Origin of the sequence: Pseudoalteromonas sp. UBA2102 (assembly GCF_002331165.1) — a bacterium.
In the GTDB taxonomy this organism is placed as follows: domain Bacteria; phylum Pseudomonadota; class Gammaproteobacteria; order Enterobacterales; family Alteromonadaceae; genus Pseudoalteromonas; species Pseudoalteromonas atlantica.
This window is the reverse complement of sequence record NZ_DCYU01000055.1, coordinates 16887-36378: the sequence shown is the minus strand read 5'-3', so window position 1 is coordinate 36378 and position 19492 is coordinate 16887. Positions and strand designations below refer to the sequence as shown.

Here is a 19492-nt window from a genome sequence, read left to right as displayed (position 1 = left end):
AGCCGTAATGGTTAAAGTTCTGATAATAGATGATTCACCCCTGATAAGGCGTTTGCTGAGCGAAATATTATCTCAGGCTAGCGATATCGAGGTTGTTGGCTGTGCTGAAGACCCTTATCAAGCACGAGAAATGATTAAATTGCTCAATCCGGATGTGCTTACCCTCGATGTAGAAATGCCAAAAATGGACGGCATTAGCTTTTTAAGAAACCTAATGCGCTTAAGACCTATGCCCGTTGTGATGATTTCTACACTAACCCAGCAAGGCTCGCCTATCACCTTAGAAGCACTTGAGCTTGGTGCCGTGGATTTTATTGCCAAGCCAACGGTGAATGTTAAGCAGCAAATGAGTCAATATGCATATGTTGTGCAGCAAAAAGTGCGTGTGGCGGCAGGTGCAAGGGTAAGAAGTTTTAAAAAGGTAAGCACAGTGAGCGAGCCTTTACCTAGCAATGCACAATTTTTATTAAACAAGGTAATAGCGATAGGGGCTTCAACAGGGGGCACAGAAGCAATAAAAGAAGTGCTTATAAAAATGCCGACCAATTGCCCTGCGATTGTGATTACCCAGCATATTCCTCCGGTATTTAGTACCTCGTTTGCCCAGCGTATGGACCGCACCTGTGCAATTAACGTAAAAGAAGCGCAGCACGGCGACAAGCTCACTGCGGGATGGGCTTATATAGCCCCAGGTGGTTTGCACTTAAGCATAAAAAAAAGAGGGGCAAGTTTATATTGCGAGCTTGATGATTCTGAGCCTGTTAACCGCCATAAACCGGCAGTAGATGTATTATTTAACTCGTTACTTGAGTGCGGCGCAAAAAACATTGTGGCAGCGTTACTAACCGGTATGGGGAGCGATGGAGCAAAGGGCTTACTTAGCATTAAACAAGCGGGTGGTTACACCATTGCACAGGATGAGTTTTCTTCTGTGGTGTGGGGAATGCCCAAAGCGGCGGTTGATTTAGGCGCCGCTCACGAAATTGTTGCGCTTGATAAAGTAACCCAACGCTTATTGCATCAGGCTATAAAGGTGTAATTGCTACTGAATAACCCACGGCTGCGAAAACCAATAGTAACTACCAGGGTGCTCAATAGAAGGGGCGGTACAATTAAAGCGTGAACGGCCTTTATTTAGCGCCTTTGGCGAATCAATTTTTACAGTTGTGTCGTTTATCCAAGTTAACTTAGCCTGCCCTACACTTGATACATAACACGCAAACTGACTTTTATGAAAATCACCCATTTCAAACTCAATGCTGAGCGTTGGTGGGTTTTGTGAGGTTACACTGTCTTGGTAATCTAGGTTTTTAATACTAAACGCCCGAGAGTTTAATTTTGTAATTAACGTATCTAATTTACTGTAAAAGCCAGAGGCTGGAAAACGCGGTAAGCGGGTAAAGTTAGCGTTTTTATTTACAGCGCCTGAGTGCTGACCAATGCCAATAAAGCCAAGCTCTTTTACAAGCGCTTGTAGTTTGTTATTAAACTCCCCATACGGGTACGCTAGGTATTTATAATCGTGGCCTATTTCTTCTTTAATACGCTGTTGAGAATGCAAAATATCTTGTTTAATACGTGCTTGCCACTGTGCATCGCTCTCATCTTTTAGCTTAATAGGCAGGTAGTCATGCTGAGCAGTGTGATTGGCAATTAACGCCCCTTTGCCTGCGAGCTCTTTTAATTTATCCCACCCCATTACGTAGCCTTTGCCTTTATCAATAAGGGTAGGGTTTACAAAAATAGTATAGGGATAACCAAATTTTTCTAAAATAGGCGCTGCTTGTTCGTAGTTATTGTTGTAACCATCGTCAAAGGTGATAGCGACTGTTTTCTCAGGTAAGGTTTTGCCTTGTTGTATAGCGCTTATTAGCTCATTTAGTGCAATAACATTAAAATTATGCTCTTTTAAGTAGCTCAAATGCTTGGTAAACGTATTTGCGCTTACACTGGTCACAGCCGGAAGGGTTTCGCTTACATGGTGATACTGTAAAATAACCGCCGCATGAGCACGTACTGATAAACAAATGAGAGTAATTAAAACTAAATGAAACAATTTCTTAAACATAATAAGGCACACCATAAAAGCTTGCTGTTGCTAGCGGGTCCAATGATATTATCAAATATTACTGTCCCACTGTTAGGAATTGTTGATACCGCTGTTATTGGCCACTTAGGTAGCGCACATTACTTAGCGGGCATCGCACTTGGCTCAGCTGTTATTTCTATTTTATTTTGGCTCGCCGGTTTTTTACGTATGAGCACCACAGGGTTAGTGGCCCAAGCATACGGGCAAAATAACTTAACACAGTTAGCAGCGCTTTTAAAACGCAGCTTATTACTTGCCGTGTGTGTGGCGTTAGCGCTTATTGCCTTATCGCCTTTGATAAAACAAGCCATTGCATTTTTATCAGGCGCAAATAGTGAGGTTCTTGCTCAAGCATATCAGTATTTTAGTATTCGTATATTTAGTGCCCCTGCCGCACTTTGTAATTTAGTGCTGCTTGGCTGGATGCTTGGCGTACATTATGGGCGAGGGCCATTTTACTTGCTGCTAGTGACCAATATTACCAACATAGTGCTCGATATATATTTTGTGGTGTATTTAGACTGGGCAGTAGCGGGAGCAGCGTGGGCGTCGTTAATTGCAGATTACAGCGCGTTGGCTTTTGCGTTGCTACTAGTGATTAAGCTCGCTAAAAAGCAAGGCGTGGAGCTAAGCGTGCCCAACTGGCTCAGTGTTAGCAAAATGGCAGAGCTACTTAGTTTAAATAGAGATATATTTATTCGCTCTTTAATTTTGCAATTATGCTTTAGCTTTATGACCTTTTATGGCGCCCGCATAGGCGAAACAACGCTTGCAGCAAATGCCGTGTTACTTAATTTTTTAATGTTAGTAAGCTTTGCACTTGATGGAATAGCCTATGCAAGCGAAGCCAAAGTTGGTCAAGCTAAAGGCCAGCGAAGCGTTAATAACATTAGATTATGGGTAAAAATAAGTGTGTTTTGGGGAATGCTTTTTGGCGTGTTATACAGCGTATTTTTTGCTGTGTTTGGCAGCGCTATTATTAAGCTTTTAACCAATGTACCCGAGGTGATAGAAGCTGCGACAAATTACTTACCGTGGGTAATAGTATTGCCTATGTTAGCAATGAGCTGTTTTTTGTTTGATGGCGTATTTGTAGGGCTTACACGGGCAAAAAATATGCGTAACAGTATGATTCTTTCGGCTGCAGTTGGCTTTTTTGGGGTGTTTTGGGTGTTTATAGAGTGGCAAAATAATGCGTTATGGCTGGCTATGAGTTGCTTTATGCTTTATGCTTATGCGCGGCGTTACGTTAATTATTAAGTATTTGCAGTTAAAAGCAACTAATCAGCTGCTAGATTAAGCGAACGTGTCATTTCCATAGGTCGGGGTCGTGATCTTTTGGCCCCATATCTTTTAAAACTTGCGAGAAACGATTGGCAATAATACCGCTATAACCCCATGCAGCAAAAAATAATGCCGGGATTAAAATAACCACACCTATAATTTGTAAACTAAAGTGGGTGTAGTAGCCAAGGGCAATAAATATCACGGCTAGCACAAACAGTGCTAAGCCGCGAAAAAAGCGCGTTAAACTCAACTTAGGGTTACTCCCTAAGCGATAAATAAGCGGCTTTAACATTATTGCTTAGTAATAAGAGTGATCGCCCGCTTGGTGCTCGGTAATGTCGGCAACACCGGTGATTTCATCAAACTTTGCAATCATTTCTTTCTCGATGCCTTCTTTAAGCGTTACATCGATCATAGAACAGCCATTACAACCACCACCAAATTGAAGTACTGCAATACCTTCAGCGGTTACTTCAACTAGGCTTACTTGGCCACCGTGGTTAGCTAGCTGTGGGTTTACTTCGGTTTCTAGCATGTGTTGAACACGCTCATTTAGCGATGCGTTATCGCTTAGTTTACGTGCCTTTGCATTAGGCGCTTTTAAAGTTAACTGAGTGCCCATTTTGTCGGTAACAAAATCAATTTCAGCTTCTTCTAAAAAAGGAGCGCTTTCTGTATCTACTACGGCATCAAAACCATTAAAGTTAAGACGAATATCGCTGTCTTCTACGGCGTCTTCTGGGCAATAAGAAACACCACATTCCGCTTGTGATGTACCAGGGTTTACAACAAACACACGAATATTAGTTTGTTGTGCTTGATCTGCTAAAAGTTTAGCAAAATGCGCTTGTGCTGTTTCGGAAATAGAAATCATAAAACCGTCTATACTTGACTAAATTACTCGGATACTGCATATCATACTCCGCTCATCGTGTTGCGGCTAGTGTTGAGCGTAAAAAGTTGGCATCTATTTTAAGCAATGCTAGCGTGCAAATAACAAACATTTTTAGAGTGATTTATATGCGCTGGATAGTAACTATAATGGTGGCAATGCTTAGCTTTTCAAGTATGGCAAAACCACTTTCGTATTATTTTGAACAAGATGTAGAGTTTGATAAAACAATACCCACCCCACAAGACGTACTTGGTTACGAAGTAGGTGAGTGGCATGTAAGGCACGACCAACTGGTGCGTTACATGGAAATTCTAGCGCAAAAAAGTAATCGTATAAATTTTGAAGTAATAGGGCGCACACACGAGCAACGTCCGCTTGTGATGCTAAGTATTAGCAGCGCTGAAAAGCTAGCTAACTTAGAGCAAATTCGCCAAGCGCACTTAGCCCGTTTAACAAACAGTGAGCAAGCTAAAAACACACAAAATGAGCCTGCTGTAGTTTGGATGGGATACAGTGTGCATGGCAATGAGTCATCAGGCAGCAATGCTGCTTTATTGGTTGCGTATTACCTTGCTGCAGCGCAAGGCCCAGAAATAGAAAAACTATTAAATAATACCGTTATTTTGCTCGACCCTTCACTTAACCCTGATGGCTTGGCTCGCTTTGCCAATTGGGCTAATAGTAATCGGGGGATGAACTTATCAAGCGACCCTAAAACGCGTGAACACGTAGAAAGCTGGCCAAGTAGCCGTACAAATCACTATTGGTTTGATTTAAACCGCGATTGGTTGTTACTACAACACCCAGAGTCGCGTGCACGCATTGCTAAATTTCATCATTGGAAGCCAAATATTCTTACCGACTTTCATGAAATGGGCCCAAACAGCAGCTACTTTTTTCAACCTGGCATTGCCAGTCGCAAGCACCCAATTACCCCAGATGAAAACGTAACGCTTACTAAAGCCATAGCCAATTACCATGCTAAAACTTTAGATAAAAATAATGCCCTTTATTTTACCGAAGAAAGCTTTGACGACTTTTATTACGGCAAGGGTTCAACCTACCCCGATGTAAACGGCGGTATAGGTATTTTATTTGAGCAAGCCAGCTCACGTGGGCATGTACAAGAAACCATAAATGGTACGCTTACGTTTCCTTTTACTATTAAAAATCAGTTATTAACAAGCCTATCAACCTTTAAAGCAGCGGTAGATAACCGTGAGGCGCTATTAACCTATCAGGCAAAATTTTATAACCAAGCAGTTGATTTAGCACATGATGAAAGTTTTGAAGGCTATGTGGTTGAGGGCGCTAAAGATAACACCCGGATTAAACTATTTTTAAACCTGTTAAAGCAGCATCAAATTAACGCCTATCCACTTACAAAAGCGCTAAAAGCCAATGGCAAAAACTTTAGCACCCAGAGCTATTTTGTGCCGTTAGCTCAGCCACAGTTTCGTTTAGTAAAAGCTATTTTTAGTGAGCAAAAAAGTTTTGCCGATAACACATTTTATGATGTGTCGGGCTGGACACTCGCCCATGCTTTTAATTTAGAGTTTGCACAAGTAAAAAGTAGTTGGGGCTTAGAAGTAGCCAGCACTGCGTGGCAAAAAGCAGTTAAACCATCATTTGCTGCGTTAAAGCAAAGTTATGCATTTGGCTTTGCCTGGGACGATTACTTAGCGCCTAAAATGCTAAATAGCTTGCTAAAGCAAGGCATTAAAGCGCGTGTCGCGTTAAGCGCCTTAACAGCTAAAAGCAGCAACACCGAAATAGACTTTGCACCTGGTAGCATTATTGTCCCCGCAGGGCTGCAAACAAACCCTGATTGGGTGGCTATTTTAAACGATGCTCAAACGCAATTTGGTATTGCGATAAAGCCTATTACCACGGGCCTTACAGGGAAAGGCGCCGATTTAGGGTCGCGCACTATGGCGGTATTAAACGAGCCAAAAGTATTGCTTATAGGCGGTAAAGGCGTAAGCCAATACGAAGCGGGTGAAGTTTGGTATTACCTTGACCGCTTTGTCGGTATTTCTCCGACCATTGTAGAAATGGAGCGTTTAGGTAGCCTAGATTTAAATAATTACAGCCACATTGTACTAGCTAATGGCAATTATTCAGGCTTACCCGATAGTGATAAAGTTGCCATTAAAAGCTGGGTAAGAAAAGGCGGCGTAATTTGGGGCCACAAAGGCGGCGCTAAATTTTTAGCTGATCAGCAATTACTCAAGGCTAATTATTTATCTAGGCAAGATGTAGCCAGCACTTTTAATACTCAAGGGCTAAATTACGCAGATAAAGATCATTTAGCTGGGCGACAACGCATAGCCGGCGCTATTTTTAATACCGATGTAGACACCACGCATCCACTAACGTTTTCGCTTAATCGTGAAACGCTGCCTGTATTTAAAAATAGTACCTGGTTATTAGAAAAATCATCCGCCCCGTTTGTAAACATACTCACTTACCCGCAAAAACCACTATTAGCAGGGTTTACCGATGGCGTAAATGAGCAGCAAATTGCCGGTGCAGCAGCCATGATGGCTCACTCATACGGGCGTGGCAGTGTTATTGCGATGACAGATAACCCTGTATTTAGAGGATACTGGTACGGCACAAGCCGATTACTCAGTAATGCTTTATTTTTTGGCCACACATTTAGAGTAAGAGGTGATTAACTACCCCTTTAAAGTGGCGTTAAACACGTAGCAAAAGCCCATACTTGTTTAGCGCCCGCTTGCTTTAATACCCGGGTAGCCGCGTTGAGCGTGGCGCCTGTGGTCATTACATCATCTACAATAACCACCGTTTTACCACTCATATCTTGTGTACATACAAAGGCATTTTTTACATTTTTAATCCGCTTGGCTCTAGATAATTGTGACTGTGCTTGCGTGGCTTTATTGCGTATTAGCGCATTACTTATACAAATATGTTTTGCCAAACACGGTTGCCACATTTGGCTTACCTGATTAAACCCGCGCGTTAAAAAGCGCCCTCGGTGCAAAGGTAAAATAATAGCTATGTCGGGCTGGGTAGTTAAATTTTCAAAAAACACCGATAGCTGGCGTTTAATTACTTGTTGCAGCGCTTTTTTATAGTGAATTTGATTATTAAATTTGAGCCGTTTAAGCCAATGCTCAAAAGGGGGCTGATAAAAAGCACAGGCTAAGAGCTTATCAAATTCGCAATGCGGAAACATTTCTACAATATCCGGGCGGTGCAATAAATTACTGTGTTTATTTAAATCAAACACGCTTAAATCCGTTAAGCAATAGTCGCACAACCCCTCTTGAGCATTAATAACTTCCTGACATTGCACGCAATAAGAGGGAAATAACCAATTAAAAAATGAGTGTTGCATTGGCTGCTCCTTGCGTTGCTTTCGTCAATGTAAGCGTTATGATGTGGCTAAGTTTGGTTAAGGTTAGGCAAATATGCAAAGCGAGTTAGTTTTATTACATGGTTGGGGCATGAACCAAGGCGTATGGCAATTAGTGCAGCCAGAGTTAACGCTTTTATACAGTGGCTCGGTGCGCAGTGTTGACCTGCCTGGCTTTGGCAACAGCAATAGCTGCCCAAGCCCTTATAATTTACACGATGCAGCTGAAATCGTAAGCGAGCAACTTAGCCCTGGCTCTATTTTAATGGGCTGGTCGCTAGGAGGATTGTTCGCACTTTATATTGCTAAACATTGGCCAAATAAAGTAGCAAAAGTAATTTTAGTTGCCTCAAGCCCTTTTTTTGCCGAGGCAGATGATTGGCCTGGAATAAAAGCCAGCGTGCTTGAGCAATTTAAAGAGCAATTAGTTAATCACCGAGAAAAAACCATAGAGCGCTTTTTAGCTATTCAGGCCATGGGTAGTGAGTCGGCACGCGATGATATAAAGCAGCTAAAGCACTTGCTAAATCAGTACAGCGCGCCTAAAAGTGAGGCATTAAGTGCGGGCTTAAATATTTTACAAAATGATGATTTACGCAACGTATTTGCGCATTGCCCAGTGCCTGTAAAAGCGATATTTGGCCGTTTAGATGCGCTGGTACCTTACAAAGCAATTAATAAAATGGCAGCACTAAATACTGAGTTTGAATACGAAGTACTAGACAAAGCCTCCCATGCACCGTTTATTTCTCATAAAAAAGAGTTTTTATCTGCCGTTAAATCAATGCTTTAAAATAGCCTAAAGAAAGGTACTGTTTAAAGCTTTATTTTGCCCATGAAGTGAGCGATAATTAAACAATATTTATTTTTTGGAGGTACAGCATGGCTATTGGTTCAGTTTTTAATAGTGGTGTAGAAGGGTTTAATCGTGCAAGCCAAGGTATAGAACGAGCAAGCGCAGAGATAAACCGTGCCACCATTGAAGAGCAAGACGATACGCAACTAGCCCAACAGCGCCAGTTAACAGCTGCGCGACCTGAAGAGGCTGTAACAGCGCCTGTTGCACAACCAGCTCGGGTTGACGAAGCGCTTGTTAATTTAAAAGTTGAAGAGTTTAATGCCAAGGCAAACAGGCAATCTATTCAAACTGCAGATGAAGTGCTTGGTACGCTAATCGATATTAAAGTTTAAACGTTATGAATATTGTCACGCCATTTCCGTCTATCAATATAAACACTGCCAATGTTTATACTGAAACCGCTCGGCGTGACAACCAACTGCGCGAAGTTATTCCTGCCCCTGCACCCAATAGCGCCAGTAATACCGAAACCAAAGCGCAAAGCGATGCTGATAAAGCAAAACTGCCAAGCAGTGCAGAAGCTGCCACCTATGATGCAACCGGTAAACTCAGTGATGAGCAAGCTGTTGAGCAGCGCCAGCAAGGCAGCGAAGATTCAGATAGCGAACAGCAAAAAAACCAACAAGCAAGCGAAGACACCCCCGAAGAAGAGCAAGATCAGCAACAGCTAGAATTAGAACAGCAGCAAATTGAAGAGCTTAAAGCGCGCGATACTGAAGTGCGTGTGCACGAGCAAGCTCATGCATCGGTGGGTGGGCAGTATGCAGGCTCACCAAGTTATGAATACCAACGTGGACCAGATGGCACTAATTACGCTGTTGGCGGTGAGGTACAAATTGATGTATCTGAAATCCCCGGCGATCCGCAAGCCACTATAGATAAAATGCAAACGGTACGAGCAGCCGCACTTGCCCCTGCTGAACCTTCTAGTGCCGATAGAGCCATTGCCGCTGATGCAACCCAAAAAATGGCCGCAGCGCAAGCTGAATTATCAGCCCCTGCTGACGATGAAGCGCAAGCACAAGAGCCACAAAGTGCGTTGTCAATAAACGAAACCAGCACCGCTGAGTCTCAAAGCGATACTAATACAGAGCAATCACGCGACCCAGAAGTAGACGCACGAGCTGGCCGTATAGCTAATTTTTATCAAATGACTAGCTCACCCCAAAACGAGAGTGGTTTTTCTGCGTTTGGTTAACACCAGCTAAGCATTATTAAAAAAGCCGCTCAATGAGCGGCTTTTTAGTTTAAGGAGTCATCACTTAATGAAGTAAACGGGTATTATTTTTTTACTTTTGCATTAGCAAATGCATCGGCAAAGGCATTACCCATCATGGCGTTACCGTTATCGCGCTTTGGTTTTGCTGCACGCGGTTGCTGGCCCTGATTACTGCGTTGCTTTTGTGGCGCGGCAGCGGGTTTATTGCTTGTGTCTATTTCATCATCTAAGCGCATAGTAAAGCTAATGCGCTTACGTGGGGCATCTACCTCAACCACTTTTACTTTTACAATGTCACCGGCTTTTACTACTTCGCGCGGATCAGAGATAAACTTATTAGTAATTGCCGAAATATGTACTAGGCCATCTTGGTGAACACCTACATCAACAAACGCACCAAAGTTAGCAACGTTAGAAACCACACCTTCTAAAATCATACCGGGTTTTAGGTCTGTGATTTTTTCTACACCGGCTTTAAATTCAGCAGTTTTAAACTCAGGACGAGGATCGCGCCCAGGCTTATCTAGCTCTTTAATGATGTCGGTAACGGTAGGTAAACCAAATTTCTCGTCGGTGTAGTCATTAGCAACCAGCTTATTTAAAAACTCGCTATTGCCTATTAAGCTATTTACATCAAGGTTGTTACGCTCACAAATAAGTTTTACAACAGGATAAGCCTCAGGGTGAACTGATGAGTTATCAAGTGGGTCTTTACCCTGATTAATACGCAAAAAGCCTGCTGCTTGTTCAAACGCCTTTGGTCCTAAACGCTCAACTTTTTTAAGTTCGCTACGCTTAGTAAACGTGCCGTTAGTGTCGCGGTAATTTACTATATTTTGCGCTAAGGTTTTATTTAACCCCGATACGCGAGTAAGAAGCGGCACCGAGGCCATATTTAAATCAACACCCACTGAGTTTACACAGTCTTCTACCACTGCGGTTAGTGTTTGGCCTAATTGGCTTTGCGATACATCGTGTTGGTATTGGCCTACACCAATTGATTTTGGCTCAATTTTAACAAGCTCGGCAAGTGGGTCCTGCAGGCGACGCGCAATAGATACCGCGCCACGCAAAGAAACATCTAAGTTAGGAAATTCATTCGCTGCAAATTCAGACGCAGAGTAAACAGACGCGCCGGCTTCGCTTACCATAATTTTGTTTAATTTAAGCTCAGCATTGGCCTTAATAAGTTCGCCTACTAGCTTGTCAGACTCGCGTGATGCGGTGCCGTTACCAATCGCAATAAGTTCTACTTTATGCTGGCGACATAGTTGCTCTAATGTACGTAATGATTTTTCCCAGTGATTTTGTGGTGCGTGGGGGAAAATAGTTTGGGTTGTAAGCAATTTACCTGTGCCATCAACTACGGCAATTTTACAGCCAGTTCGCAAACCAGGATCTAGACCAAGCGTGGTACGCGGCCCAGCAGGGGCGGCCATAAGTAAGTCTTTTAAGTTTTTAGCAAATACATCTATAGCGCCGGTTTCGGCTTTTTCTCGCATGGCTGCTAAAAATTCATTTTCTAGGTGTAGGCCAAGCTTTATTTTCCATGCCCACTGCACAACACTTAATAGCCATGCGCTAGCTGCTTTATATTTCACATCTAAACGGTAGTGATCAGCAATCATTTGCGCGCATAGCTGGGCTGCATTTTCGCTGCTTGGCTCTGGGTTAATACTCAGCTGCAAAATACCTTCGTTACGCGCGCGCAACATAGCAAGTGCGCGGTGAGAAGGGACCTTTTTAAGAGGTTCTTGATGGTCAAAGTAGTCGCGGTATTTACTACCGGCTTGCTCTTGGCCGTCAATAAGTGTGCTTTGTATAGCGCCGTGTTGGCTAATGTGGCTTCTAAATTTAGCTAATAACTTGGCATCTTCTGCAAAGCGTTCCATTAAAATAAATTTAGCGCCATCAAGGGCTGCTTTGGTATCAGCAATGCCTTTGTCGGCATTTATAAACTGCTGCGCTTGTTGCTCTGGCTCTAAGTTTGCGTCGTTAAATAGCGCATCGGCAAGTGGCTCAAGGCCTGCTTCGATGGCTATTTGCCCTTTGGTACGACGTTTAGCTTTATAAGGAAGGTATAAATCTTCAAGCTCAGTTTTACTTTGTGCGCTGGTTATATCGGCACTAAGTGCTGGCGTTAATTTATTTTGTGATTCGATGGTTGATAAAATAAAGCTGCGGCGCTCTTCCAGCTCGCGCAAGTACGACAAACGTTGCTCTAAAAGGCGTAATTGCGTGTCGTCTAATCCACCGGTAATTTCTTTACGGTAACGCGCAATAAAAGGAACCGTTGCGCCTTCATCAAGTAATTTTGTAGCAGCAACAACTTGTTGCTGTTGTGCATTTAGCTCAGTGGCTAAACGTGCAGAGATATCGCTCATGCATAAACCTTTTAATACAAAAAATAAAACCAGAAAATCCCTCTGGTACTGTTATACCCAGCTTATTAAAGTTGCTATTTAATGAGTTTGGTAGGTATTTATTAGTTGAATAATATCACAGCAGGTTGTAATAAAAAGCTCTTAAAGCAAGCAATTTTGCTTGCTTTAAGATGGTTGGCTTGGCTGAGCTTACAAAGCGTAAAAGCGCGCTTTAGTGAGGGTGCTCTACGCTTTCTAAAACATCACTAAACGTGTGAGCAATAGGGGTAATATGCACTGGAATGTGTAACGTTTTAGCTATTTGACGCGCCGAAATTAACCCGCATATTTCGTTATTAGTGGTTGTTGCTAATAAAAACATGCTGCCTTGATGCTCCATTGTTTGTAGTGCATCGCCAATACTTGCATAGCATAGGCTTTGCATACTTACGCCATTAAGTTGGCTAATAGGTGTCATAATGTAGCGTAAGCTCACTTCATTGCGGCTGGTATTTAAACGCTGTGCAATGGCCGTAATTTTAGCGCTTTGTAGGTCGGCACTTGAAACAATACCAATTAATTTTTGCGCATCATCAGTCACCAATACATAGTCAGAATGCTCTGCTAGTACTTGTTTAAGCGCCTCGCTGATAGGAGTGTCGTATTGAGCGCGAATTGGCGTTTTTTGGGTAAAGTTATTGATTACGGTTAAAGCCGGAGATGTTAAATCAATAGTGGCTTGTTGATCTTCAAACGTGCTTGCAATAACGCCATGAGAAATATTTTGGGTACGTAATTCTTTAAAGTTAGACATAGTAGTCACCTTATTAGTTATAAAATTTAATCAAAAAGTAAAATTGTGAATTAAATTAAATAGCTAGGTGGACCACGTTGATATGCCGTACTAAAAGGACGGTTTAGGTTTGTACTTTGGTAAAAAGATGAAACAGCATTAGGTAGCGGTTGAAACAACCTAATAGCAAATGCATTAACATGAGAATCTAAGTCAATGTCGGGGGTTGCTTGGTCAGGAAATTCACAAGCGATAAAATGATTAGATACACTGGCGTTATCTATACTTACTTCGGCGGTATTGGCATGCAGAGTCAAACTCACACTCATTAAAAGTGCAAACAATACGGCATTACTACATATGCGCTGTACTAAGTTTGACATAGCCACTACCTTAAAAATCAGGTTAAAGATAAACCTGCTAAACCAATATATATCCTAATGAGATATATTACACAATAAAAAATTTACCTGATCTGAATCAAAGTAGTTATTTATTAATAATGCTATGGGGGACTATTTTTGATATTCAATACTATTTACATACCATTCCTTTTTACCTTGCGGTGTAGGTACCTCAAACTCATCATCTACTTGTTTTTTTATCAGGGCGCGCGCCATAGGTGAGTCAATTGATATGTAGTCTTTACGGTCGTATATTTCATCAGGCCCTACAATTCTAAATTTTTTAACCTCGCCTTGTTCGTTTTCTATTTCTACCCATGCGCCAAAAAATACTTTACCGTCTTGCTGCGGCGAATAATCAATAACTTTTAAATCGGGTAGGCGTTTGCGCAAATACCGAACACGACGATCAATTTGGCGCAGTAAGCGTTTATTATATTGATATTATAACCCCACCCAAATATATACTAAAATCACTACTTTAATACTTGTTAGATGATAGAAAAGAGTTAGTATTAAGGAAAAGTAAATATACTATATAATAAAAAGTATGGCATACATCCAAAAAATAAACGTAAAGTATCATGATAAAGAGGCTGGTAGTATTTGTGAGTTACCAGCTCTTTATACAGAGAAAGGTGTCGTGATATCACATATAAGATATCTTGCTTGGTACAGCTCTAAAAGTGAGTCATGGAAAGAGCGCTCTATATTTTCTTTAAAGCTCCTACTCACATATATTGATGTCGTACCAAACTTTGAAAACTCAACTTTATTATTAAAAGGTTTTACTAAAGCACTATTAGTAGGAACAATCGATTACGATAAAATGGATGACGAACTTGGATTGTATTGGAAGGCAAGAAAGCCTAGAGATGCAAATAATATATTATTTCATATAACGCATTACTCTGATTTTTTAGCTTTACAGGAAGGGTTTGACTCATCAAGGATAAACCCCTTCAGAAAAGCAACCAGTTATGAAGAGAGATTAAATTGGTGTGCATATTATCATAAGCACGCAAATGTGTTCCTAAATCATTTATCTAATCAAAATGACGCTGCCTTTAATGCGAAGAGAGTAAGATTCATTGATCGGTTATTAGAGCCTAAAATAAATAATGAAAAAGCGATGAAATTCCCCGATGAGCACTTTGAAAAGCTTCTTTATATTGGAATGGTAAAAGGCTCAACACCAGACTATAAATCTCAAGCTATGACCATGTTATTAAATTATGGTGGATTACGTAAAAGTGAGCTATTTCACCTTTATGTTTCAGATATAACTTTACACCCAATATATCGAGATGAAGCATTAGTTAGGGTCTATCATCCAGAAATAGGCCGCTCACCTGACAGTAGTTTTGCAAATAGGCGAGAATACTTACTCGAAAGCACTTTCTATAAACCAAGAAATACATACCGATTATCAGAAAGACTATATGCGGGTTGGAAGTCACCTTTACTCACAAATAAAGACGGCTATTTTGAAGTGATATTTAACCCGCCTGAAAAAGCAAAAGAATTTTTAATATCTTGGGTTAACTATCTTAAATATCAACGGGTAGAGCCGGCAAAAACAGACACTCACCCATTTGCATTTACCAACTCCACAGGAGCGCCTGAAACGATAAAAAACTTTCAGCGAATTCATAAAAGAGCAGTAAAAAAAATTGGGTTGGAAGTTCAAAAAGAGCTTGGAACTACAGAGCATGGACACAGGCATGCATATGGTTATCGCGCACGACAACTTGGTTTAAGCCAAGTTGAAATTCAAAAAGCAATGCATCATAAGAGCTCCCTATCCTGCTTGGTATATATACAACCAACCTCAGAAGATATTCGTAGTAAGATGAGAGAGATTAAATGAGCAAACTTAAAGGTGACTCGAGCCTTCCATTAAATATACCTGTATCAATAAAAACATTGGGTGAATACAAAGCAATATGCAAAAAAAACGGTATTACTAACTCAAGATTACATTTAGAAAATTACAAAAGCATACCAGGCCTAATTGCACATCCAGAGAGGGTTTTTAAGGATGAGTGGGTGAGCTATAAAGATACATTTGATGTCCCTGATTTTTATTCCTATAAAAAGTTAAAGAGTATTATTAAGCCATTAGCTCTCAAATCACAAAAGGAATACAGGGCATTTGTTAAAAAGCAAGATGACCCTCAAATACCAAATGACCCACAGGGGGTATGGGAAAGTGAATGGGAAAATTGGTTTAAATTTTTAGGTAAAAAAGAGCCTTACAATTTAAAATTTATTGCAAAACCATATATAGCTTGGGCTGTAAAAATAGAAGAATTTATGACCCAAGCATTAGGCGGAGGTTCTAAAAACTCTTTGCTTTGCCGATTCGTTCGAATTTATATAGAAAAACACGATAAAAGCTTAACTCCAGAAGCATTTCTTACAAAGCAAAAGGTTAATATTAGACCCTTAAAGCAAGAATTAGAAAAGTTGAATACCGATAATATGCGGCGTAACTTGATAATTGCAGTGAATGAATTTTTAGACTTTGTAATTACCAACGATCTAACTAGTGAAGATGAGGAGACTGGAGAGATCATTCGTGTAATGGATGCTAGAAATCCTTTATCGCTGCTATCAAATTCAGCAAGTGTGATGTCTCCGCAACGCGCTGAGTCAACTAAACCTTGCTTGCAGTATTACTTTGTTAAAAAGGCCCAAGAGTGGATAATTCCAGCTAATGCAAAAACTTTTAAAGACCTAAAGCATTTGCAAAAATTTGATGCTGATTGGCTGAAAGTATCATCGAAGGAAGTAGATCGAAGTGACCCTGATTGCGTGATAAAAAAGATTGGAGATCAGCTTTATATGTGGTCTCCAATAAATTGGTTGCATACGTTCACTTTAACAAAAGTTCCATTGCGGGGTCGTCAGATTGCATATAATGATTCAGGTGAAGCAGATGATGTAATAGCTAATGTTGATCAAAATGGAAAAATAATTTGGGAAAAAAATAAATCTATTTTTTCGGGGTTAACAAAAAACCAAGCGTTTATTAAAAGAATGCCTGACGAAAACGCAGGGATGTTTATCACTACAAACAAAACAAGTAATAATGGTCAAGGTTATTCAATACCTTGGATACCTGAAGACCTTATTTATTGGTTAGTAAAACTTCGTAAGTGGCAGCAAAAATATAATCCTATAGATAACCCTACGAACTGGTCTAGTTGTAAAAGAACAAATTTAAATGAGTTGCAACTTAAGGCTAAAGGAATAAATTGTTTTTTATTTAGGGCGTATCAGGATATTGAGCCACAAAGTGTTGGTAATTCCCTAACACCAAGGTTAGCTGCCGCACTTTATAATGTTCAACCATCAAATTTAGAGCTTGCAACGCTATCAGGGAAGGAAGCAACGTTAAATCAGTATAAGTCTAAGTATACCCCTCACTCAATGCGTGTGAGCCTTATAACGGCTTATATAATGGAAATGGGGATGCCTATTGAAATAGTTATGAAAGTTGTGGGGCACTCATCAATTGTAATGTCTATTTATTACTGCAAAATTACGCAAGGCGATATTAGAAAGCGATTAGAGCAGGGCGAGAAAGAAGCATTAAAAACGAGGGTTGACGCTACTCAGAGTTTAATTGAACAAAATAAAATAGAGAAAGTAAAAAATGAATTGGTATCAAATAATGAAGAGTTACTAAATTCATTAACAAACTCTATTCCAGCAGGGAACTTCATTTTCAGGGATTATGGTATCTGCCCATATGCCGCAACTCGCTGTGAAGATGGCGGAGAACTTAATGGTAGTGGTACATCATTACGTGTACCGGCTCCATCTGGTTATCTAGGGACGCAAAATTGTCTTCGCTGTCGTCATTTTATTACAGGCCCCGCATTTATTGGTGGGTTGCTATCCATCACTAACGAAATATTATTTCACTCTAACACCCAGTCATCTCAATGCACAAAGTTACAAAGTAAAATTACTATGCTTGAGAAAAGTTTAGACGAATTAGATCGCCGAGAATACGTAGCTAATTTAAAAAATGAAAAAATTGACTTATCAGAGCGTAAAATTCTTGAGTTAAAAATAAGAAAAACTGAGTCAGAATATGAAAGTGCAGCAAAAAAAATGGATATGCTCTTATGTGACTTACAGTCGTCCTACAAGCTAATTAAAATGACACAATCAATAGCTAATCAAAAAGACAGCTTGTCCCTCGTTAAAATGAGTGATTCAGAAATAGAAATATCTTTAGAAGAGACATCTTCATTTGAGCAACTTCAAGAGGTTTGTGAGAATGCAACGATTTATGAGTCGGCCAATGCATCGCATGCCATAATTCCAAGATCTCAACAGTTGGATAAAATGGCTGTATTCAATGAAATATCTCCCGGCTTATTCTTACTCACAGAAGAGCAACAATTGCACGCTGGAAATCAATTAGCGCGCCTTTTAAAGTCTCGTTTAAAAACATGGTCAAAAGTTAGTCGTGTAATTAATTGTGATATTAAGCTCTCCGACCTTCTTGGTGATGAACAGATTTCAAAGTCTGAAATCGAATTTATTAATAAAAATAATACGTTAATTAATAGTGAGTTATGAGTATGTCACCTGAAGATCTACTAACTGAATTACAAAAAGGTTGCTCTACTAAGATTAGTGAAACCCTCGAAGCAATCTATAGGGTTTGTATGGAGCAAAGAAAAAGAGGTGTTGATGACTATTCTATTTCTACAATATCAAAGTTAGGCACTCAACGAGGGGTTCCAAAAGCACAAAGTATTCGTAATAAATCGGGTGAAAAGTATAGAGCACTTATTGCATCATTTGCAGAGAACAGCCCAGTAAAAGATCTTGGTAAGCAAAAGCATCAAGGGTTAGACTGGATAGATGAAATAAACAATCCAAAGCATCGATTACTAGCAAAAATTCAAGCTTCCGAGCTAATTGCGACTCGAAAAAAGCTACAAGAAATTATTCCACCAAACCTTCAAATTGATATTTATGACTACAAGTCTACTGGGCTTGGTTCTGAGCATAAACTATCGAATCAAGAGCGCAGAGCATTAGAATATTTATTATCAAATAGCTTTCAAAGCAAATGGAAATTAACGCCAACGGATTATGGGGAGCTTATTGATGAAAATAAGCATGCTGTTTTTAAAGCGGCTACCCTTGACGCTATAAAAAAAGCTTTAGATTTTTTATAGCCGTAATATCTATAACACACGCTAAAATTTAATTTGCTGTCTGGTTATTATAATCTTTGTAGTTTCAATAAAGGAAAGCTTCATTTGGATAGAAAAATTAAAAGACCCTATAGTTAGGCTTCAAGATAACATTTTCTACTCTCAAGCATTAGCAGCTGAAAAACTAGCAAAGGAGATATAGTACCGATTGGTCCAGTCATAGAATTTTATGAAGGTGGGTAGTCTTCGTCACCAAACTCAAAATAGACTGACTTAGAAGTAGAAGATCTTGAATACCTCATATCTAAAGAGTTTATGCGCCGAGCAGGTTTGGAAGTGGGGCCAAACGGTAGTATATTATCAAGTAATGATAAAGATAACTTTCTCCCGGTTGCAACTTTAGATGCTGTTAAAAAAGCATTGCAGTATTTGTAATATTGGGATGGGGCAAACTAATTGTATACCAATCTAATAACGCGTGAAGGATTAGACAAGCTAAATAAAGAGCTTAATTACCTTTGGCGCGACTACAGACCTGAAATAACAAAAAAAGTAGCTTGGGCTGCTAGCCTTGGCGATCGTTCAGATAATGCCGATTATAAAGAAAATAAAAGATTACTTAGACAGATAGATTCTCGAATTAGGTTCCTTAGAAAGCGCATCGAAGCAGTCAAAGTTATTGACTACTCTCCTCAACAAGTCGGCAAGGTTTTCTTTGGGGCATGGGTAGAGGTTGAAAATGATAATGGTGAAACAAAAGCTTTTCGCATAGTTGGCCCTGATGAGATCTATGGTCGTAACGATTACATTTCTATTGACTCTCCTATGGCCAGAGCGATGCTAAAAAAGGAAGTTGATGATGATTTTCAAGTTAAAACGCCAGTAGGGATAAAAGAGTGGTTTATTAACAAAATTGAGTATAAGTAAAGAGCTAGTACAGCTTATGCAACAACTAACTTGAAAAACTCCGAAAGAGAGTATTTATATTTCAGCCTTCTGAGCTTTAGTCATC

16 protein-coding genes and 2 pseudogenes are annotated in these 19492 nt (G+C 40.2%); 10 read left to right on the top strand and 8 right to left on the bottom strand.

All coding sequences use genetic code 11. The features are described from left to right. Nucleotides 1-7 precede the first annotated feature (7 nt). Entirely contained in the window at nt 8-1039 is a 1032-nt protein-coding gene (locus B2R65_RS06855) for a protein-glutamate methylesterase/protein-glutamine glutaminase (protein WP_055255281.1), read from the top strand. A 3-nt stretch (nt 1040-1042) separates the two neighbouring features. On the opposite strand, the gene B2R65_RS06850 is transcribed toward B2R65_RS06855, so the two are convergent. Further along, a complete protein-coding gene (locus B2R65_RS06850; RefSeq protein WP_286741747.1) occupies nt 1043-2068 on the bottom strand; it encodes a polysaccharide deacetylase family protein in 1026 nt (341 codons plus the stop codon). On the opposite strand from B2R65_RS06850, the pseudogene B2R65_RS06845 reads away from it, so the two are divergent. After that, nucleotides 2048-3389 (top strand): annotated as a pseudogene (locus tag B2R65_RS06845) (MATE family efflux transporter). The gene B2R65_RS06850 and the pseudogene B2R65_RS06845 overlap by 21 nt on opposite strands. 9 nt (nt 3390-3398) lie before the next feature. Here B2R65_RS06845 and B2R65_RS06840 read toward each other — a convergent pair. Together B2R65_RS06840 and nfuA are read right to left on the bottom strand one after the other, a co-directional pair. Then, complete coding sequence (locus B2R65_RS06840; protein WP_273607869.1) at nt 3399-3668, bottom strand: hypothetical protein; 270 nt, start codon at nt 3666-3668, stop codon at nt 3399-3401. 6 nt (nt 3669-3674) lie between these two features. Further along, nucleotides 3675-4250, bottom strand: a complete 576-nt coding sequence (gene nfuA, locus B2R65_RS06835) for a Fe-S biogenesis protein NfuA (protein WP_055255283.1) — start codon at nt 4248-4250, stop codon at nt 3675-3677. A 146-nt stretch (nt 4251-4396) separates the two neighbouring features. Here nfuA and B2R65_RS06830 point away from each other — a divergent pair, with 146 nt between their 5' ends. After that, nucleotides 4397-6952 carry a M14 metallopeptidase family protein gene (locus B2R65_RS06830; protein ID WP_273607891.1) on the top strand — a complete coding sequence of 852 codons (2556 nt, stop codon included), beginning with the start codon at nt 4397-4399 and terminating at the stop codon, nt 6950-6952. A gap of 8 nt (nt 6953-6960) precedes the next feature. On the opposite strand, the gene B2R65_RS06825 is transcribed toward B2R65_RS06830, so the two are convergent. Next, on the bottom strand, nt 6961-7638 hold the full coding sequence (locus B2R65_RS06825) for a ComF family protein (RefSeq protein ID WP_286741746.1): 678 nt from the start codon (nt 7636-7638) through the stop codon (nt 6961-6963). A 73-nt stretch (nt 7639-7711) separates the two neighbouring features. Here B2R65_RS06825 and bioH point away from each other — a divergent pair, with 73 nt between their 5' ends. The 3 genes from bioH (at nt 7712) to B2R65_RS06810 (ending at nt 9713) form a co-directional block, all read left to right on the top strand. Further along, a complete protein-coding gene (gene bioH / locus B2R65_RS06820) occupies nt 7712-8449 on the top strand; it encodes a pimeloyl-ACP methyl ester esterase BioH (protein WP_286741745.1) in 738 nt (245 codons plus the stop codon). Between the two features lie 89 nt (nt 8450-8538). Continuing rightward, a complete protein-coding gene (locus B2R65_RS06815; RefSeq protein ID WP_286741744.1) occupies nt 8539-8847 on the top strand; it encodes a hypothetical protein in 309 nt (102 codons plus the stop codon). A 5-nt stretch (nt 8848-8852) separates the two neighbouring features. Continuing rightward, nucleotides 8853-9713 carry a putative metalloprotease CJM1_0395 family protein gene (locus B2R65_RS06810; protein WP_286741743.1) on the top strand — a complete coding sequence of 287 codons (861 nt, stop codon included), beginning with the start codon at nt 8853-8855 and terminating at the stop codon, nt 9711-9713. A gap of 83 nt (nt 9714-9796) precedes the next feature. Here the strand turns inward: B2R65_RS06810 and B2R65_RS06805 are convergent, their stop codons facing one another. The 4 genes and pseudogenes from B2R65_RS06805 to B2R65_RS06790 form a co-directional block, all read right to left on the bottom strand. Then, complete coding sequence (locus B2R65_RS06805) at nt 9797-12118, bottom strand: Tex family protein (RefSeq protein WP_054983335.1); 2322 nt, start codon at nt 12116-12118, stop codon at nt 9797-9799. Between the two features lie 211 nt (nt 12119-12329). Continuing rightward, nucleotides 12330-12911 carry a CBS domain-containing protein gene (locus B2R65_RS06800; protein ID WP_286741742.1) on the bottom strand — a complete coding sequence of 194 codons (582 nt, stop codon included), beginning with the start codon at nt 12909-12911 and terminating at the stop codon, nt 12330-12332. A 50-nt stretch (nt 12912-12961) separates the two neighbouring features. After that, entirely contained in the window at nt 12962-13273 is a 312-nt protein-coding gene (locus B2R65_RS06795; RefSeq protein ID WP_286741741.1) for a hypothetical protein, read from the bottom strand. Nucleotides 13274-13405: 132 nt separating this feature from the next. Beyond that, a pseudogene (locus B2R65_RS06790) lies at nt 13406-13738 on the bottom strand (GreA/GreB family elongation factor); the annotation flags it as partial. A 106-nt stretch (nt 13739-13844) separates the two neighbouring features. Between B2R65_RS06790 and gmtY the strand changes: the two are divergent. The 4 genes from gmtY to greB all read left to right on the top strand — a co-directional run bounded on the left by gmtY (nt 13845) and on the right by greB (nt 19407). Then, nucleotides 13845-15164 (top strand): gamma-mobile-trio recombinase GmtY, encoded by a 1320-nt coding sequence (gene gmtY / locus B2R65_RS06785; RefSeq protein ID WP_039489106.1) that lies wholly within the window; start codon nt 13845-13847, stop codon nt 15162-15164. Beyond that, nucleotides 15161-17893 carry a gamma-mobile-trio integrase GmtZ gene (gmtZ, locus tag B2R65_RS06780; protein WP_039489104.1) on the top strand — a complete coding sequence of 911 codons (2733 nt, stop codon included), beginning with the start codon at nt 15161-15163 and terminating at the stop codon, nt 17891-17893. Before gmtY ends, gmtZ begins: the two co-directional genes overlap by 4 nt. A 2-nt stretch (nt 17894-17895) precedes the next feature. Then, the gene (gene gmtX / locus B2R65_RS06775) at nt 17896-18501 is read left to right on the top strand and encodes a gamma-mobile-trio protein GmtX (protein WP_039489168.1); all 606 of its coding nucleotides are present in this window, start codon (nt 17896-17898) and stop codon (nt 18499-18501) included. Nucleotides 18502-18936: 435 nt separating this feature from the next. Continuing rightward, nucleotides 18937-19407 (top strand): transcription elongation factor GreB, encoded by a 471-nt coding sequence (gene greB / locus B2R65_RS06770; RefSeq protein WP_039489102.1) that lies wholly within the window; start codon nt 18937-18939, stop codon nt 19405-19407. Nucleotides 19408-19492 lie beyond the last annotated feature (85 nt).

What these genes read in the sequence shown, in the direction of transcription:
- B2R65_RS06855 (WP_055255281.1), top strand. Translation starts at nt 8, where the DNA reads ATGGTTAAAGTTCTGATAATAGATGATTCACCCCTGATAAGGCGTTTG.
- B2R65_RS06795 (WP_286741741.1), bottom strand. Translation starts at nt 13,273, where the DNA reads ATGTCAAACTTAGTACAGCGCATATGTAGTAATGCCGTATTGTTTGCA.
- B2R65_RS06830 (WP_273607891.1), top strand. Translation starts at nt 4,397, where the DNA reads ATGCGCTGGATAGTAACTATAATGGTGGCAATGCTTAGCTTTTCAAGT.
- B2R65_RS06825 (WP_286741746.1), bottom strand. Translation starts at nt 7,638, where the DNA reads ATGCAACACTCATTTTTTAATTGGTTATTTCCCTCTTATTGCGTGCAA.
- B2R65_RS06810 (WP_286741743.1), top strand. Translation starts at nt 8,853, where the DNA reads ATGAATATTGTCACGCCATTTCCGTCTATCAATATAAACACTGCCAAT.
- B2R65_RS06840 (WP_273607869.1), bottom strand. Translation starts at nt 3,668, where the DNA reads ATGTTAAAGCCGCTTATTTATCGCTTAGGGAGTAACCCTAAGTTGAGT.
- B2R65_RS06850 (WP_286741747.1), bottom strand. Translation starts at nt 2,068, where the DNA reads ATGTTTAAGAAATTGTTTCATTTAGTTTTAATTACTCTCATTTGTTTA.
- gmtZ (WP_039489104.1), top strand. Translation starts at nt 15,161, where the DNA reads ATGAGCAAACTTAAAGGTGACTCGAGCCTTCCATTAAATATACCTGTA.
- B2R65_RS06800 (WP_286741742.1), bottom strand. Translation starts at nt 12,911, where the DNA reads ATGTCTAACTTTAAAGAATTACGTACCCAAAATATTTCTCATGGCGTT.
- gmtY (WP_039489106.1), top strand. Translation starts at nt 13,845, where the DNA reads ATGGCATACATCCAAAAAATAAACGTAAAGTATCATGATAAAGAGGCT.
- gmtX (WP_039489168.1), top strand. Translation starts at nt 17,896, where the DNA reads ATGTCACCTGAAGATCTACTAACTGAATTACAAAAAGGTTGCTCTACT.
- bioH (WP_286741745.1), top strand. Translation starts at nt 7,712, where the DNA reads ATGCAAAGCGAGTTAGTTTTATTACATGGTTGGGGCATGAACCAAGGC.
- nfuA (WP_055255283.1), bottom strand. Translation starts at nt 4,250, where the DNA reads ATGATTTCTATTTCCGAAACAGCACAAGCGCATTTTGCTAAACTTTTA.
- B2R65_RS06805 (WP_054983335.1), bottom strand. Translation starts at nt 12,118, where the DNA reads ATGAGCGATATCTCTGCACGTTTAGCCACTGAGCTAAATGCACAACAG.
- B2R65_RS06815 (WP_286741744.1), top strand. Translation starts at nt 8,539, where the DNA reads ATGGCTATTGGTTCAGTTTTTAATAGTGGTGTAGAAGGGTTTAATCGT.